Origin of the sequence: Patulibacter medicamentivorans (genome assembly GCF_000240225.1) — a bacterium.
GTDB lineage: Bacteria > Actinomycetota > Thermoleophilia > Solirubrobacterales > Solirubrobacteraceae > Patulibacter > Patulibacter medicamentivorans.
In genome coordinates this window covers 25,133-41,210 of the sequence record NZ_AGUD01000292.1, presented here as the reverse complement: position 1 = coordinate 41,210, position 16,078 = coordinate 25,133, and the positions used below count along the sequence as shown (strand labels likewise).

The 16,078-nt window shown below is 73.0% G+C and carries 21 protein-coding genes; all 21 read right to left on the bottom strand.

The features are described 5' to 3' along the window. Window positions 1-27 precede the first annotated feature (27 nt). Window positions 28-267: a hypothetical protein gene (locus PAI11_RS19960; RefSeq protein ID WP_007578204.1), complete on the bottom strand. Its 240-nt coding sequence runs from the start codon at window positions 265-267 to the stop codon at window positions 28-30. Window positions 268-278: 11 nt separating this feature from the next. After that, window positions 279-1,508 carry a hypothetical protein gene (locus PAI11_RS19955; RefSeq protein WP_007578203.1) on the bottom strand — a complete coding sequence of 410 codons (1,230 nt, stop codon included), beginning with the start codon at window positions 1,506-1,508 and terminating at the stop codon, window positions 279-281. A gap of 9 nt (window positions 1,509-1,517) precedes the next feature. After that, a complete protein-coding gene (locus tag PAI11_RS19950; RefSeq protein WP_007578202.1) occupies window positions 1,518-2,132 on the bottom strand; it encodes a hypothetical protein in 615 nt (204 codons plus the stop codon). Next, the gene (locus PAI11_RS19945) at window positions 2,129-3,307 is read right to left on the bottom strand and encodes a baseplate J/gp47 family protein (RefSeq protein WP_007578201.1); all 1,179 of its coding nucleotides are present in this window, start codon (window positions 3,305-3,307) and stop codon (window positions 2,129-2,131) included. Before PAI11_RS19945 ends, PAI11_RS19950 begins: the two co-directional genes overlap by 4 nt. Continuing rightward, window positions 3,307-3,630, bottom strand: a complete 324-nt coding sequence (locus PAI11_RS19940) for a hypothetical protein (protein ID WP_138974444.1) — start codon at window positions 3,628-3,630, stop codon at window positions 3,307-3,309. The genes PAI11_RS19945 and PAI11_RS19940 overlap by 1 nt, the downstream gene beginning before the upstream one ends. After that, on the bottom strand, window positions 3,630-3,896 hold the full coding sequence (locus tag PAI11_RS19935) for a hypothetical protein (protein ID WP_007578199.1): 267 nt from the start codon (window positions 3,894-3,896) through the stop codon (window positions 3,630-3,632). Before PAI11_RS19935 ends, PAI11_RS19940 begins: the two co-directional genes overlap by 1 nt. Further along, entirely contained in the window at window positions 3,893-5,827 is a 1,935-nt protein-coding gene (locus PAI11_RS19930) for a hypothetical protein (protein WP_138974443.1), read from the bottom strand. The genes PAI11_RS19935 and PAI11_RS19930 overlap by 4 nt, the downstream gene beginning before the upstream one ends. Continuing rightward, complete coding sequence (locus tag PAI11_RS19925) at window positions 5,820-6,623, bottom strand: hypothetical protein (protein WP_007578197.1); 804 nt, start codon at window positions 6,621-6,623, stop codon at window positions 5,820-5,822. The genes PAI11_RS19930 and PAI11_RS19925 overlap by 8 nt, the downstream gene beginning before the upstream one ends. Next, window positions 6,623-8,677 (bottom strand): phage tail tape measure protein, encoded by a 2,055-nt coding sequence (locus tag PAI11_RS19920; protein ID WP_007578196.1) that lies wholly within the window; start codon window positions 8,675-8,677, stop codon window positions 6,623-6,625. Before PAI11_RS19920 ends, PAI11_RS19925 begins: the two co-directional genes overlap by 1 nt. 59 nt (window positions 8,678-8,736) lie before the next feature. Beyond that, complete coding sequence (locus tag PAI11_RS19915) at window positions 8,737-8,958, bottom strand: hypothetical protein (protein WP_007578195.1); 222 nt, start codon at window positions 8,956-8,958, stop codon at window positions 8,737-8,739. 5 nt (window positions 8,959-8,963) lie between these two features. Next, entirely contained in the window at window positions 8,964-9,623 is a 660-nt protein-coding gene (locus PAI11_RS19910) for a hypothetical protein (RefSeq protein WP_007578194.1), read from the bottom strand. Further along, window positions 9,620-10,036 carry a hypothetical protein gene (locus PAI11_RS19905; protein ID WP_007578193.1) on the bottom strand — a complete coding sequence of 139 codons (417 nt, stop codon included), beginning with the start codon at window positions 10,034-10,036 and terminating at the stop codon, window positions 9,620-9,622. The genes PAI11_RS19910 and PAI11_RS19905 overlap by 4 nt, the downstream gene beginning before the upstream one ends. 13 nt (window positions 10,037-10,049) lie before the next feature. Beyond that, entirely contained in the window at window positions 10,050-11,480 is a 1,431-nt protein-coding gene (locus PAI11_RS19900) for a hypothetical protein (protein ID WP_007578192.1), read from the bottom strand. A gap of 2 nt (window positions 11,481-11,482) precedes the next feature. Then, on the bottom strand, window positions 11,483-11,779 hold the full coding sequence (locus PAI11_RS27560) for a hypothetical protein (RefSeq protein ID WP_007578191.1): 297 nt from the start codon (window positions 11,777-11,779) through the stop codon (window positions 11,483-11,485). Window positions 11,780-11,787: 8 nt separating this feature from the next. After that, on the bottom strand, window positions 11,788-12,426 hold the full coding sequence (locus PAI11_RS19890; RefSeq protein ID WP_007578190.1) for a hypothetical protein: 639 nt from the start codon (window positions 12,424-12,426) through the stop codon (window positions 11,788-11,790). Next, window positions 12,423-12,989 (bottom strand): hypothetical protein, encoded by a 567-nt coding sequence (locus PAI11_RS19885; RefSeq protein ID WP_007578189.1) that lies wholly within the window; start codon window positions 12,987-12,989, stop codon window positions 12,423-12,425. Before PAI11_RS19885 ends, PAI11_RS19890 begins: the two co-directional genes overlap by 4 nt. Beyond that, window positions 12,986-13,372: a hypothetical protein gene (locus tag PAI11_RS19880; protein WP_007578188.1), complete on the bottom strand. Its 387-nt coding sequence runs from the start codon at window positions 13,370-13,372 to the stop codon at window positions 12,986-12,988. Before PAI11_RS19880 ends, PAI11_RS19885 begins: the two co-directional genes overlap by 4 nt. 2 nt (window positions 13,373-13,374) lie before the next feature. Continuing rightward, window positions 13,375-13,815, bottom strand: a complete 441-nt coding sequence (locus tag PAI11_RS19875) for a hypothetical protein (protein WP_007578187.1) — start codon at window positions 13,813-13,815, stop codon at window positions 13,375-13,377. Between the two features lie 84 nt (window positions 13,816-13,899). Beyond that, window positions 13,900-14,358, bottom strand: coding sequence for a hypothetical protein (locus PAI11_RS19870; RefSeq protein ID WP_007578186.1), 459 nt, complete (start codon window positions 14,356-14,358; stop codon window positions 13,900-13,902). 13 nt (window positions 14,359-14,371) lie between these two features. Then, the gene (locus tag PAI11_RS19865; protein ID WP_007578185.1) at window positions 14,372-15,259 is read right to left on the bottom strand and encodes a major capsid protein; all 888 of its coding nucleotides are present in this window, start codon (window positions 15,257-15,259) and stop codon (window positions 14,372-14,374) included. 86 nt (window positions 15,260-15,345) lie between these two features. After that, window positions 15,346-16,059, bottom strand: a complete 714-nt coding sequence (locus PAI11_RS27915; protein ID WP_007578184.1) for a hypothetical protein — start codon at window positions 16,057-16,059, stop codon at window positions 15,346-15,348. Window positions 16,060-16,078 lie beyond the last annotated feature (19 nt).

Below are 16,078 nucleotides of genomic sequence, written 5' to 3'. Positions count from 1 at the left end.
CTCGGATCGGTGGGTGGAGGGGGCCGGCTAGGGCGTGGTGGTCCAGCCGGCGGGGAAGGTCAGTGGGCCTACGCGCCCGTCGGGGTGGGTGGCCTCGAGCGTGACGCCGGTGCCGTGGCCGCGAACGCTGATCTGGACCTGGTCCTGATCGGTCCAGGTGAGGGCGGGGGTGGCGACGCCAGCGTCGGCGGCGAGGGCGAGGCGGCGGCCGGTCTCGTCGAGGGTGGCGAGCAGCCAGGCCCGGGTTAGGACGGGGCTGGTGGGCATGGTTCGGGCCTTTAGACGTAGACGGGTTCGATGGTCCAGGCGACGTCCCAGACGTGGCAGTTGACGCTCGCCGGGTTGTAGATCTGGAGGCTGCGGATGCCGGCCGACAGGCCGACATCGAACGGTCGTCCGGAGCGCCACTGGCCGCGGCTGTCGGATGCGGCGTCGTAGAGCCAGTCGCTGGACGGGGAGATGAGGCGCACGCGACCGTCGGCGTTGGCCTGGTCGGTGTTGACGTGGCCCTGCACGCGGTAGACGCCGCTGACGACGACGTTGATCGGGCAGGTCGTGACGGTCGCGCCGGCGGCGACGTTGATGCCCGAGGCGGCCGCCATCACGGCGCCGCCGGAGTCGTAGACCCAGTTGGTGCCGTTGTAGATGAACCGCCAGACCCGCGGGCTGGTGCCGGAGTTGATCCGCCAGACCATGCCGGGGTAGGGGTTGGTCGGCGGCGTGGAGCTGGTGCTGATCTCGGTGGTCGGGCCTCCGGCGCTGAACGGGGCCGTGACCGCGGCTGCGGCTGCGGCGGTGCTGTCGGGCGTCCAGGGGCCGGGGCGGCCGGCGATGTCGAGGATCACCTCGGCGGTGGCGCCGCTGGCGGCGTAGCCGCGCAGGCGCAGCGAGAGGGCCCCGGCCTGTTCGCGGGCCTCGAGGATCGGCGTGTCGGCGGCCGGACCGGCGACGGAGGTCGGTCGCACGAGCCGCCATCCGGTGTCGGCGGTCGGCACGACGGCAAGGGTGTAGCGGTGCATGCGCTGGCCGCCGGACCACTCGACGCTGACCGCGACGTCGACGACGGCGCCACTATGGGTGAGGGTGCCGACCATCACCGCGTTGGCGGTCGTCGAGGGCATCGTCCGCAGCTCGCGGTGCAGCTGCCGGCGTCCGTCGACGGTATGCAGCTTGAGGTGGGCCGTCTGGATGCGGTGGACCGTCGGGCGTGGCAGGTCGCCCGTGAGGTCGCTGTTGCTCGTGTCGAGCTCTTGCGGCGAGCAGTCGACCCACGACGCCCCGTCGTAGTAGGTCAGCAGCGGGCCGCCGTCGGCCGCGCCGTCGGTGGCGAGGTAGAGCAGGCCGACGAACGGGGTCAGCGACGCGCGGGCGGCGATGGTGCCCTGGGCGTAGCCGGGCATGATCAGCCGCAGCCGCTGGCGGATGACGTTGAGGTCGGAGGGGACGTTGGCGGGGTCGCCGCCGGTCGGGACGACGAGGCCGAGGCGATCATCGGGGGTGGTGGGCATCAGCGGCTCCTAGGCGGCGTCGAGCAGGTCGTCGTAGTCGGCGACGCTGGCGAGCAGGTCGTCGTAGGTGGGGTAGGTCGCCTGGACCTGGTCGTAGTCGGCCTCGTCGGTGATCTCGACGTGACCGATCAACCACGCCGGCACCTGCGCGAGCACGTCGCGCTCCAGCGCATCCTCGTGGCCGGGCAGCACGTCGGCGGCGACAACACGGACCTGGAGATGACCCGGAGCGTCGGTGCCGGCGCCAAGGGCGGGGTCGTAGCGGAGGCGGACCTGGACCCGGGCGAGGCCCTGCATGTGCGCGCGAGCGGTCGTGACGAGCGTGGAGGGGAGTCCTGCGGCCCACCCGGACGGGGTCCGGACCTCGGTCCGGCGCTGGGCGTCGCTCATCGTGGGCGAGAGCCGGCCGCCGACGAGCTCGGCGAGCAGCGCCAGCCACTCGGGCGGCGCGTTGTCGGGGTGCAGCCACTGCGCCGCGCCGGGGTCCTCGGCGATCGACCACAGCGGCACCTCGCCGACGAGCGCCGAGGACAGCAGCCGCGTCAGCAGGTCGGCGGTGGTGGGGTCGCGGGTCAGCGGCTCCAGCTCGGCGAGCGCGCGGAGCGCCGGGGCGGGGACGCTCACGGTCCCGGGGCGGTCGTGGTGAACGCGATCGTGCCCGGCGTGGGCAGCTGTCGCACGGTGAGGGTCACGCGGTCGCTGGACCCGTCGCCGATCTGCGCGTCCTCGACCCAGTCCAGCGAGGGCACGTCGTCGGCGCGCGCGATCAGCTCGTTGACGTGGATCGTGCGGTCGGGCGCGGGGTTCGGTTCGTCGGTGACCTCGCGCGGCCGGGCGTAAGTGCCGGGGCTGAGGAAGTTCTGGAGGTGCTGCTCGACGGCGGTGTCGACGTCGGCGGTGGCGTAGCCGGCACGCGCGACGCCGGTGCCGGTGACGTCGACCGGGACGTAGTCGGGCGAGACGACGTGGACGATGACGTTGTCCAGCGCCTGGGCCTGAAGGTCGGTCTGGAGGTCGGCGAGGATCGGCCCGGGCAATGCCTCGGCCTCCAGGCCAGCCACGACGATCGTGACGTGGAACGGCACGCCGGCGGTGTCGGTCGCGGCGTTGTAGGCGCGGATCGCCCACGCGAACCCGACCGCGGGATGGGACCGTGCGGCCGCGGCCCACTGGTGCGGCAGCACCGGCGAGCGGGCGCCGGCGGCCTGGTGCTCGCGGAACCGCTCGAGGTATTCGTCGTCGTCCCACGGGTCGGTGCCGCCGTCCAGCGGCGCGGTCAGCACGACGCCGTCGACGGTCGCCAGCCAGTCCTTGGCGTCGATCGACAGCTCGCCGTCGGCGCCGTTGGCGGCGGCGCCGAACTCGACCGCCTGGACGGCGACGGTGGCGGTGCTGGAGCCAGCGGGGATGACGGCGTCCTCGACGGTGTACAGCTCGACGTCGCCGAGCATCACCGGCTCGCCGGCCGGCAGGACGTGGCCGAGGGTGTCGACCGCGGTCACGGCCATCGGTGCCTGGGCCGGGGTGCCGGGTGAGCGCGGGAACCCGAAGAGCGCGCCGGCGAGGTCGAGGATGACCTGGCGGAGGCGCTGCTGGAGCGCGTCGCGGCCTTCGGCGGTGACGGTCGCGACGGCGGCCAGGATCGCGGTGTCGAGCGCGGTCGCGATCGGCTGCCAGCCGGGGATCTCCTCGGCCATCCGGTCGCGCAGTTCGTCGGCGATGTCGCCGGCGTCGGTCGAGACGGGAATCCCGAACGCGGTCGTGAGCTGGTCGGGGTCGTCGGTGAGGGGGGTGCTCATCAGCTCGTGAGGATTCGCGGGTGGATGCTGCGCCCGTTGTCGCTGTCGCGGACGTCGACGACGATCGCGGCGCGCGGCTCGAGGTCGGTGAGCGCGGCCTGGATCAGGTCGGCGGCGAGGTCGGGGTCGGTCGAGCCGAGGGGGTCGGGGACGCCGAGGTCGGGGTCCCAGTCGAGCTGGCCGGGCCGCAGCTCGCAGGCCATCGCGAGGCCGCGGCGGATCTCCTCGTCGGAGTCCTGGGCCACGGTCGCGAAGGCGACCGATCCGTCGGGGCGGGTGGAGAGCGCGGGCGGCCAGCGCAGGTGCGTGGGGTCAGGGGGCATCACGTGGTGGTGGTCCAGGCGACGACCCAGAGGCCGCCGCGGTCGTCCTCGATCGCGAGGCACGGGTCGCCACGGCCGGGGTGGGCGAGCGATCCCCCGCCCCCCGGGTGCGGGGTGTACGGGGCGGGGTTGCGGTCATCGCCGCCGTCGATCTGCGCCAGCAGCACCGTGCACGTGTTGGTCGCGGTGTCGACGGTCGCGATCTCGGCGCGGTAGAGCCGGCCTGGCGGGATGCGGTCGTGGAGGTCGTCGTCGGCGGAACTCATCGGACCCGCCGGGCGCCGAAGTGGACGTGGTCGTAGTGGTCGTCGGCGCGGTAGATGAGCTGGAAGCGGTAGCCCCACCGGGTCACGCTGACCAGGCCGGCCCCGGTCCACGGGATGCCGAACACGCGCGCGATCGTGCGGGCGAGGCGGTCCATCTGCGGGGTCGGCGAGCCGCCGTTGGACATGTCCGCCGCCCACGCGACGTTCGGCGGTCCCTGGTGGTCGGAGCGGGTGCCGTTGACGGTCGGGCCGTGCCGGGCGTTCGCCGCGGCCACGGACGCGGCGGTGACGCTGATCCCACACGCTCGCGCGATCGGCAGCACGATCTCCTCGATGACGCCCCGCGGCGACCCGCGCAGCGACGTCAGCGGATCGGTGACGTTGCGGCGGCCCGGTGCGCTGGAGGTCGCCTTGGCCTTGGTCGTGGTGCCCTTCGCCGCGCTGGACGTGGCCGGCGCCGCCTCGACCTTGGTGGTCGGCTGCTGCAGCTGGACGCGGGCGGTCGCCGCGCCGGTGTCGTCGGCCAGGGCGGCGACCTCCCACGGCCCGTCGATCAGGCCCGCGCCGATGAACTCGACAACCGCGCCAGGCGGCGCCAGCCAGGGCGCCTTCAGCACCTCGAGGTCGACCGTGGTGGCGCGCTTGATGCCGTCGAGTCGGATCGACGGCCGGGCGCTCAGCAGCGGGTCGTCGAGGCCGCGCAGGGTGTGATGGGGCTGGGCCTGGATCAGCTGCTGGTCGGAGGCGATGACCAGCCGCGGCTCCGGCGCCCATGGCAGCGCGACGAACCGCCGCCGGCCGAGACGCCGCGCCTCGCGGTCCAGCGCCGTCCACGACGACTCGGCCCCGTCGCTGGTGCCGCGCCGCCACGCCGAGGGCAGCTGCGCCGTCTGCGTCCCGCCCGCGCCCGCTGTGCCTGATCCGCGCCACGCGGCGATGATCCGGTCGGCCTCCTGGCCGTACTGGTCGTAGCGGCTGGGGTAGGCGGAGCCCTGGACGGCCTGGGCGATCCGGCCGGCGCTCCAGCCCGGGTTCTTGCGCGCGAGCGCGATGGCGCCGCCCTTGCCCGTGAAGCCCTTCGTCAGGAACATCTCGACGGAGCGGTCGATCGAGCGGGCGTTGGCCTCGCCCCAGATACCGGTCCGCAGCTGGAGGATGCCCTTGGAGTCGCGGTCGCCGCCGGACATGTTGCGAAACAGCGACTCGACGATGCACGCGGCGACGAGCGCCTTGGTCGCCTTGGCCGGGGCGTTCTTCTCGCGGGCGATCTGGAGCACCTGGGCGGCGTTGCGCAGCTGCTCGGTCGACGCGCGGGCGCCCTTGATCGTCAGACGCGCAGCGGCCCCACCACCGAACCCGGGCGGGGTCGTCTTGGTGCCCTTGCTGCTGGTGGCCGTGGTCTCCTGCGGGATCGCCTGCCCGGGATCGGGGCAGACGACCCGCAGGTCGACGTCGGCGGAGACCTCGCGGGCGAGGTAGCGCACGAACGCGCCGAACGACGTCGTCGACGTCGCGCGGCGCATCGTCTTGGTCTGGCCGCGCAGCGCCGCAGAGGCGATGCACCAGAGCTCCAGCGTGGTCGTGTCGCCGTCGACCGCGACGCTGCCGATGTCGCGGGAACGGTCCATCCGCCAGCGGCCGCCAGCGGCAAGGTTGAGATCGATCTGGCCGGCCAGCAGGTCGGAGCGGAAGATCTCCGCGTCCGGGTCGTGGAGGGCGAGGCGCAGGACGTTGGCCTTGTCGATCGCGAGGTCCCGTCCGATCGAGACGATCGCCTCGACCAGCGCGATGTCGACCTTGGCCCCGTTGAGCGTGGCGCGCGCGAGGACGTCGGCGTCCAGGCCCGCGAGCGCCGGCAGCAGCCGCCGCGTGCGCTTAACGGCCGGCGCGGGCTTGCGCTTGGCCTTCGCCTTCACGGTCCGGCTAGCCACCGCGCACCAAGCTCCCCACACCGGTCGGGCCGAACTCGATCCCCAGCCGCGGGACCACGATCTGCTTGCCGACCGCGACCTTCGTCCACGCCTTCACCGAAGGGTTGGCCTTGCGGATCTCGGCCCGCGCCCACGCGTCGCAGGTGCCGAGGTGACGGCGCGTGAACTTCGCGAGCGTGTCGCCCTTCGTCCACGGCTTGCTGTGCTTCTTCTTCGCCGTCTCGCTGCGGCTGAGCTGCGTCCGCAGGTCCGACGGGCGGTAGGGCTTGAGGGTCACCGTCGCGGTCGCGCGAGCGCAGCGCCCCGCGATCCGCTCCTTGCCTTCCTGGATCTGGAGGTTGTCGACCACCCAGCGCTGTGCTGTCGGGACCGGGATCGCAGGCATGACGCCGATGACGCGCAGCCACGGCGGCCGAGACGGCGCGCCGGGGACCTCGATCGGCATGCCGAGGTAGCGCAGCGTCCGCAGCTCCTCGTCGATGGAGCGCTGCTCGAGCCAGCCGTCGATCAGTAGCGGCAGTTCGACCTGGAGCGGCTGCGGGCCGACCCAGTTCGTCAGCGGCGGCAGCCGGGGGCGGCGGACGTCCTCCCACGCGCCGGACGCCGCCGTCTCGGCGGTGACCTGCGGCGCGGCGCTGTAGCGCACGATCAGGGTGATCGCCGCCTCCGGTGCCCAGAGCGTGACGCGGCCCCGGATCGCGGCCGGCGCGACCGGATCGGCCGGCGTGGTGGCCGCCTTCGCCGCGCTCGGTGGACCAAGCGGCCGCAGCGAGAGGGCAGGCTTCTTGGTGGCCATCAGCCGCCCTTCCGCGCGCGGTCGTTCAGCCGGACGCGGTCCAGGCCACGACCGACCTCGCGACCGTCGAGGTCGACCCGGATCTCCGCGAACAGCGTCGGCAGCTCAGCCAGCGACCCGTCCAGCGACGTGCCGAAGTCGGGGGCGCTCACGGTGTTCAGCGGCCGGGTGCGCGCGAGCGCCATCGAGCTGTTGTGGTCCAGCACGCCGGCGCCGGCCGGGAGGTTCACCAGCTCCTTGCCGTGCTCGCCCGTCCAAACCAGACCGGCGCGCTCGAGGAAGCCGCCGCCGGCTGCGCCCGGCGCCCGCTTGACACCCTTGCCGATCTTGCCGACGGTGCCGAGGACGCTGCCGAGGAGGCCGTCCCCGCCGCCGCTGCCGCCGACGTGGCCGATCTTGCCGATCGTGAGGTCGACGCCGACGGCCTTCGCGATGCCGCTGATGCTGTTGTAGGCACCGATCAGGTCGTTGAGCCTGTCGATCACCCAGTTGACCGCAGCGACGACGCCGGACTTGACCCCGCTCGCGATGGCCTCGCCGACGCCCTTCGCGGCGCCGCCGATCTTGCCGGGGAGCCCGGTGATGAACGACACGATCTGGTCGAAGTGGCGGACGATGAAGATCGTCGCGGCCCCGATCGGCCCCGTGAGGATCGACAGGACGAGCGGCCAGTGGTCCTTGACCCAGTTGAACCCCGTCTTGAGGCTGCTCCAGACGGTGTCGACGGCGTTGCGGAACCACGCAAAACGGCGGTAGGCGTAGACGACACCGACGGCGAGGGCGGCGATGGCGGACACCACGAGCAGGATCGGGTTGGCGCGCATCACCAGGTTGAGCGCCACGGTCGCGACCTTCCAGGCGGTGAACGCTGCGACCACGCCGAGGATCACGGGGCGCAGCAGCCCCACGCGCTGCAGCTCGGTAGCGACGGTGCCGATCACCGTGGCAGCGGTTCCGAACGTCGCGCCGATCGCCTGGCCGAGCGTTCGCAGCGTGCCGCTGTCAACGATCGCCTGGAGGGCCGGGGCGATCTGCTCGATCGCGGTCTGAACGCCCGGGAGCGCGCCGTGGCCGAGCTGGACGAAGCCGGCCAGGATGGCGCCGATGATGGTGCCGAGCGGGCCTGCGACGTGGTCCAGGGTGGTGGCGAGGTCGGCGGCGGCCGGCAGCAGTTCGGGGCCGAGGGTGTCCGCGATCGCGGTGACGAAGCGGCTGATGCCGTCGAACGCCGTGTGGATCGTGCTGAGCGCCCCGTCGACGCGGGCATCGGTCAGGCTGTCGACCCACTTGCCCGTGACGTCGTCGAGCCACTGGACGCCGTCGATCAGCAGCGGCATCCCGACGTTCGCCAAGCGCAAGAACAGGTCCATGGCGGTCGCGGCGAGGTCGCCGAGCGGGCCGATCGCCTGCGGGATCTGGCGTAGCAGCGCCCCGATCTCCGGGCCGGCGGCGACGAAGCGGTCGGCGAACGTGGCGAACGCGTCGCCGCCCGCGGCGCCGATCGCGGTGAACTCGTTCGTGAACTCGCTGATCAGCGGGTTAGCGGTCCGCAGTCCGCGGGCGATGCCGAGGAACAGCTGGTCGGCGCCCTTCGCTGTTGCGGCGCCGAACGTGTCCTTGAGCGTGCCCGCGGTCGCCTTCAGGTCCGCCGCGGCGCTGCCGGCCGCGTCGGAGGTTTCCTTGAACCGCAGCACCGCACCGGCGGCCATCAGGCCGATCCCGGCGCCGAGGCCGACGATCGCGCCGAGCATCACGACGCTCGCGAGCGTCGCCGCGCCCAGCGTGGAGACGACGAGCGGCATCGCCATCACGCCGAGCGCGAGCGTCGTGATCAGCAGCGCGCGCATCGCGCCGTTCTGCTGGCGGATGGTGGCGGTGGCCACGACCTCCGACGCCGCGAACTCGCGCATCTGCCGGGTCAGCCGCTTGAACGCGGCGTAGGCGCCGAGGGCGGAGCGGGTCGACTCGTCGACCTCGTCGTCGAGGTCCTCGACGGACTCCTTGACGGCGTCGACCTCCGCGGCCGCCTTGAGGCCACCACGGATGGAGATCACGATGGATGCGCGCTTGACGGCCACGAGAGCGAGGAGGGAGAGGGGGTGGTGTGGGGCGGCTACCTGCCGCCCTTCTTGCCGGCCTTGGTGGCCTTGGCGAGGTTGTTGACGACCGCGGCGGCGGTCGCCTGGGCCTGGACGTCGATCTCCTGCTGCCGGAGATCGGTTGCGCGGTTCAGCGCGCGGATGCGGATCTCCACCGCGATCCGGTCGGGATCGTTGAGGTGGAGGTCGGGGTTGACGCCACGCAGCAGCAGGTGGGCCGCCTGGTCGACGGCCACCGTGGCTAGTTCCCCTCCAGCGTCTCCGTGATCGCGCGGCTGGACGCGGTCGACATCCACATGTCGAGCAGCCGGCCGGTGGTGCGGACCGCGGCGTAGGTGCCGGACCAGAGGTGCATGCGCTTGACGACCTCGATCGAGGACGGCTTGCCGCCGCTCTCGCCGGTGAACCCGGGCAGGATCAGGGCCGCGAGTTCGGCGTTGAACCGCAGCGGCCCGTCGGGGGCGATGTTGCGGTCCAGCTCGTCGTCGGCGACGGCGAGCGCTTCGTGCAGCGGCTGGTAGTTGCCGTTCGCGTCGAGGACGCCGACGTCGATGCAGGCGGTCGCGATCAGCAGCGCGTGGACCTCGGTCTCGCGCTCGAGGTCGCGCAGCTGCTCGCCGGTGATCTTCTCGCGGAGCTTGATCTGCTGCTTGGCGGTCTGCTCCAGGCTCTGGCGCTCGTGGTCGCGCAGGACGCGGTAGCGGGCGTGGAGGTCCTGCTTGCCGATCCGCAGGACCTTCTCGTCGGCGTCGGCGACCTGCTCTGCCGTCTGGACCAGGCTGCCGAGCAGCGACCCGGCCGCCGGCCGGTCCGCGTCCGCGTCCGCGGACGGCTCGGTGGTGGCGGCCGGCGGGAGGTCGATCGTCTCGCCGTCGAGGACGACCTTGACGTGCTCGCTCATCGGGCCGCCACCTGGACCCCCACCTTGAAGCGGGCGGTCTCGCTGCTGCCGCGCCCGCCGGCGGGCTTGGTGACCGCGCCGAGGATGCCCGTCAGGACGTCGAGCGGGGTGCTGGAGACGGGCTGGCGGGCACCGTCGACCTCGTGGACGTTGATCACCACCTTGGCGATGCCGCGCTGCGGCACCAGCTCGTGGTACGCCGGGGTGTCGCGCGCCGAGAACCACGGGCGGTTCATCTCGACGTCGCCGCCGGTCGGGATGCCGCCGGTCGGGACGTTGCCGTACTCGGGGTCATCGACCGAGGACGCGTCGACGCCCCACTCCAGCTCGTCGCAGTCGAAGAACCCGAAGCTCTTCCCCTCTACGACGAGTTCGTGCGCGACGTTGTTCTCGCTCAGGTTGCCGTTGGCCATGGTGCTCGTCTCCTCAGACGGTCTCGGTCGGGCGGATCGAGCCGACGAGGACGTCGATCCAGTGCGTGCTGCCGGTCGGCCGGAAGCGGATGCGGCCGTGCAGCTCGCGGGCGGCCATCGTGGTGGTGGTGTTCAGCTCGTCGACGATCACGCGGTAGCCGACGTCGCCGATGTCGTTGAACGCCCCGGCCGCGCGGAACTCCTCGCAGAGCCCGATCAGCGAGCCGTGGAGCGAGCCGAGCGTCTGCCGGGTGACCGGCTTGCCGATGAACGTCCGGGCGCGCGTCTCGGCCTGCCACGCCAGCCGCATCCGGGTGTCGGCGACGTGCAGGTCCTCGTAGACCGGGTCGGGGTCCAGCGTCCGGTAGCCCTCGGCGGCGATCGTGACGCCGTCGTCGAGCGCGACGTTGACCTGGCCGGCGTAGAGCCGCTGCGCCTCGCCGGGCGGGTTGTAGCCCGTCGACCACTCGCGGAACAGCCGACTCTCGATCGCGCTGGTGCCCAGCTCGTGGCCGAACGGCGCGGCGCCGATCCCGTTGACCTGCTCGACCCGCGACGCGATCCCGGACTGCACCGCCGAGCGCGGCAGCAGCCGCTCGGGCTCGCCCGCGACGGGGGTGACGTAGGACCAGGACGCCCAGAGCCCGGCGCGCTTGATGGTCGCGGGGTGGTCGGCCTGCACCGCGAGGGCGTGCGCGAGGGCGTCGCCCTCGGTCACCGTCGGGGTGAGGTCGAGGTGCGGGTTGCGGTTATTGATCTCGCCGTGCTCGAGCAGCAGCCCGTGGACGTCGGGGTCGCTGACGCCCGGCGCGAGGATGTGGCCCGGCCCCCAGCGGCGGTCGAGCTTCGCGAGCGCGACGCCGTAGTCGGCCGGTCCGATGTTGGCGCGGTCGTCGGTGCCGCCGGCGAGGTTCGCCGCGGCGGTCACGGCCGGCAGGCCGGGCGCGACGGTCTCGACCGTCACGACGTCGTTGGCGTCGCTCCAGGCGATCAGGCCGGCCTGGTCCGGCGACGCCGGCGAGGTCGCGACCGGCAGGTCGTTCTCGCGGATCACGATCCGACGGCTGCCGGCGACGTCGACGATCGCGGCGTCGAGACCGCCAGTGGCGCCGTTGGCCCACTCGCCGGCGCTCTTGGCGGTGATCTTGATCTTGGCGTCGAGCGTGACGGTCGCGGCGGTCGCGGCGGGCCCGACGACGCGGGCGATCGAGACGGTGCGCACGCCGAGCGCGAGCAGCACGGCGACGGCGTCCGGGGCGCTGCTGTAGTTGACGTGGCCGCCGAACATCTTGCGGGCGGCCGACAGGTCGCTGACCTGGCCGACGTCGCCGCGGTCGAACGTGCCGACGATGAAGCGGTTGGAGGTGTGGGGCGGGGAGAAGCGGGCCGGGGCGCTGTCCTCGAACGCGACAGCGGCCCCGGGCGGTGCCGGAACAAGGGGCATGGTCAGTCCTTCTTGGTGGTGCGGGCGGGCCGCTTGCGGGGCGGCGGGGTCGCGGCGGGCTCCTGGCCCTCCTGCTCGGCGGCTGGGCGCTCCAGGCGCTCGGCGGGGTCCTCGTCGGCGGGTGCCGGCGGATCAGGCGCCGGGTCGGGCGTCGGGTCGGGGTAGGCGACGAGGTCGCCGCGGGCGACGAACGGGGCGGCGATCTCGGGGTGCAGGCCGGTCACGGTCTCGCCGGGCGCGCAGGGGCGCCCGGCGGGCGTGATCGGGACACCCGACGCCACGAAGTACGTGGTGTGCATGGGGGACCTCAGTCGGGGTCGGAGGGGTGCGCCGACTGTTCGACGCTCGTGTGATCGGTCTCGAACAGCTCGACCGGTGGCCACGGCGGCCGTGGGTCCTCGCGCGGGTCGGCGTCCAGTGGCGGGCCGGCGCCGACCTGGCCGAGGAAGACGTCGGGTGCCTCGTAGGCGATCGTCGCGCCGGCGCGGGTGCGGCCGCGGTCCTCGGGGTCGATCGTCGTCAGGTCCGTGTCGATCTCCCGCAGGCCCGTGGTCAGGCCGCCGAGGCCGCCGCGGTGCAGCAGGATCGACCGTGCCGCGGCGACGTAGAGGTGCAGGTTGCGGGCCGTCAGCTCCTCGTTGCTGCCGCCGGCGCAGACCAGCACGCCGAGCTGCAGCGTGCCCGTCTGGTTGCCGCTGTCGGGGTCGATCTCGTAGTCCACGACACCGCTGGGCCACACGACGCTGACGGGCAGCTTCTCGCCGCGACGCCAGATCCCGGCGTGACGGACGATCGCCGCGCTCGGCGTCGGGACCGCGCCCAGCTCGAGGCCGCGCTGGCGCTCCAGCGCTCGCAGATACTCCGGCATCCAGGCGTCCAGCTCGGCCGCGACGGCCATCGGCACGTCGAGCAGCGACGGCAACGGTCCGTAGCGATCGGGGGTCACGTGTCGCTCCCGAAGTTCTCGATGAGGTAGTCGACGACATCGCCGGCGGCGTCCTGGTGCGCGATCTCGTCGAAGACGACGACCTCGCGCTTCGGGCGGCTGCCGGCGCCCTCCTCGTTCATGACGCCATGGAACAGCGGCCCGTTCGCGCGCAGCCCGACGGTCAGGTCCAGCCCGCCGGGGCGGGTCCGCGTCTCGCTGGTGCCGTCCTTCTTCTTGACCACGTGCGACGAGGACACCGCGCCGGTGCGATCCATCGTGCCCAGCGCGTGCTCGGTCGTCAGCGACCGCTCCAGCAGACCGGTGAAGTGCATCACGCCACCCTCCACGTGGTGCAGCTGCTCGTCGGCGCTGTGGCGCACCCGGTAGCGGTAGCGCGCGAGCGTCGAGGCCGCGCGGGCCGGCCACGGCCGAACCTCGAACAGCCGCCGCTCGGCCTCGACCCAGCGCCGGCGCAGCCGCCAGCCCATCGGGGCGAGGTCGCTCGCGCGCTGCGACAGCACCTCGACGGCATGGGCGAGCTCGGCCAGGCCGTCCTCGTCGATGTCCAGCTCGACGCTCACTTGGAGCGCTTGGCCTTCGGCTTCGTGCCGACGCGGGTCTTCGCCTTGCCCTTGTTCGCCGCGGCAGCGGCGCGGATCTTGCGCCCGGCGCCGACGGCGCGCCGCTTGTTCGCGCCGCGGACGACGACCTCGGTGCCGTCGGCGTAGACGTGAGCGACCTGGCCCTTGGCGTTGGTCGTCGTCGTGAACTTGCGGCCGGCGCGCGGGTTGCCGCGCTGGCGGTTGGTGCCGGACCCGCTGTAGACGCGGGTGTGGTCCTCACCGCGGACGCCCGTCTTGCGCCGAACCTCGGTGCCCGACTTGACGTAGATCTCGACGACCTGGCCCTTGCGGGGGCCGCGGGTGATCTGCTTGGTGGTGGTCTGGGCCTTCTGGCGGGGCATGGTCACGCTCCGGAGGTGCGGCGGTTGGCGGAGACGATTCGGATGCTGCGGATCCGCTCGCCGCCGATCTGGTTGTCGCGGGCGGTCGTCTTCAGCGAGTCGAGTTCCTCGCGGGCGATCCGGCCGAGCTGGTCGGCGATGTCGTTGTCGGGGCGGCTGCCGTCGGCGTAGTAGCTCGTCTCGATCAGGAGTGCCGCGCGCGAGGCGACGGCGTCCTTGGCGTCCTCCAGGAGGTCGCCGTCCCACGTCGTGCCGGGCTTGCCCAGTTCGCGGGCGACGTATCGCGCGGCCGTGTCGATGCACGTGCGCGCTTCGGCGTCGGTCGGTCGGGTGTCGCCTGTGAACGTGCCCAGCTCGCGTCCGAGGGAGTCGAGCGTGCGGTTACGGATGCGGCCGCCGACAGCGTTCAGCTCCGGTGTGATCGCGGCAGGGGTGATGGCCATGGGGAAGCGGGGGCCGAGGCGCTGCGGGGGCAGCGCCTCGGCCGGTGTTGGCGGTGAGCCCCGGTCAGGGGCCGGCGCCGTTGGTCAGGCGGCGGCGTCGCGGCGGATCGTGAGGATCGCGTCGCGGACGGCGTCGATGTTCGGGAGCTTCTCGGGCTCCTCCACGCCTTCTTCGGCGGCGATCTGGTCCAGCTCGCTGCGCTTGAGGCCGTCGGTGTCGGCGAGCAGCTCGTCGTCGGACGGGCCGGCCACGGGCGGCGTGGTCCGCGCGAGAGCGATCAGCTCCAGGATCTCGCGGATCTTGTCCTCGAACGCATCGACGTCGTCGGGGGCCGCGGCCGCCAGGAGCCGGTGCAGCTCGTCGAGGTCGGGGTCGAAGGACTCGAGGTCGATGACGCCGTGGCCGGGGCCCGGGTCGCGGTGTCGGGCGCCCTGCACCAGCGTCCACTCGGGATCGCGGTGCAGGACGTCGTCGAGCGTGGACCCGGCCTCGGTCGCCTGGGTGTGTCCCAGGTCGTGCTCGTAGGTGAGGGTGTCGGACATGTCGGTGCTCTCCTTACGCCGGGTTGGCGACGTCGGCGATGCCGTAGGACTCGGGCTCGATGACCTTCGCGCCGAACACGTTCAGGCCCTTGACCGCGTCACCGAACTCGCCCTGGAGATCCTCGGCGGCGGTCTTGACGACCTGATCGGCCCACGTCAGCGCGTAGTTGCCGTCGCCGTAGACGACCTTGTGGTTGGGGACCGGCGCGCCGCCGGAGCCCGGGGAGGCGGGCAGCGCCTCGGTCGTCAAGATGTCGAACCCGGCGACCGACCCGATCTGGCCGGAGCGGGTGACCTCGCGGTTGGCCGTCTCGATGTACTGCGGGTCGAGCAGGAACTGAGCCTCGAGGTCCGCGTTGATGACCATCCAGCGGTCGTCGCCGGGCGTGGACTGCTTCTGGAGGCGCTTGCGCGCCTCGACAGCGAACTGGTACGGGGTGAAGTCGCCGGTCCCATCGGCCTTGATCGTCACCGGCGTGGCGTCGGTGCCGATGCGGTTGGCCGGGATCGCGGCGGCGACGAACTTCGCCGCGGCGAAGCTGTCGAGCGTCACGGCCAGGTTGCGGGCGGTGCGCTGCGCAAAGCCGTCCATCAGCCGGATGTTGGCCTGGGCCTCGTCGACGTTGTCGACGGCGATGTAGAACGCCTTCTGCTGGTCGACGACCAGCGTCAGCGTCTCGCCGTCGGGGCGGTCGGGCGGGGCCATCGGCGTGTTCCGCGTGTAGGTGCGGATCGTGCCGCCGGCGCCGGGGCGGTTGATGTGGACGGTGTCGCCCGCGTCGCGGATCTCGCCCTCCCAGTCGCGGTTCATGACCGTCGGCTGAGCGAGGACGAGGCGGGGATCGAGGAAGCGGCGGAGTCGGGCGGACCAGAACTCCGGCACGAAGACGTCAACGGACATGGCCGTCGGTCCTTTCTGCTTGGTGGTCGGGGTGCGGGAGCCGGGCCGCCCGCTCCTGGCGGGATCGGCTGGCTGTGGTGGCCGGGCTACTTGCCGGCCAACGCGGAGGCGGGGATCTCCCCGGCCTCGTACTTGCGGTTGAACTCCGCGGGGTTGGTCTCGGCGAGGCGTCGGGCCTCGTCGTGGGTCATCGCTCCGGAGCCGCCGGCGGGCCCCTGCGGGCCACCGGGCACGGCCGGTGCTGGCGTCGGCGGCGCGGGGGCCGCCGGGGGCTGGCCGATGCCGAGGGCGGCGAGCTTCTGCGCGTCGGCGATCAGTTCCTCCTCGGTGGTGCCCTGGAGTCGGTCGGCGATCTCGTCGGGCAGGCCGTGGCGGTGGGCGACGTTCTGGCGCAGCAGCTGCCCGGCGCGGGCCTCGGCGGCCTCGGCGCGCGACGTGGCGCGCTCGGCGTCCGTCTTGTCCTTGTCGGCGATCTCCTGGAGCCGCGTCTCGGCGTCGCGAGCCGCGGTGCGGTAGCCGGCGTTCTCGCGACGCAACCCCTCGACGTACTCCCGAGAGAAGCTCTCCGGGCCGCCGGGCGCCGCCGGGTCCGGCGCCGGAGCAGGAGCCGCGGCCGGGTCGGGCGTCGGCGGAGCGGGTGCCGGCGCGGCCGGGGTGGGCGCCGGGGTCGGCGGTGCCGGCGGTTCGGTGTTGAGGGGGACGCCGGTGTGGTGCAGCGCGGTGATGCGGGCGGGCCAGGTGGCGCGCTCGATCGCCGCCAGCTCGTGGACGAGGGCGTTCGTGGTGGCCGTCGGGGCCATGCTGACCTCCTGGGTCAGG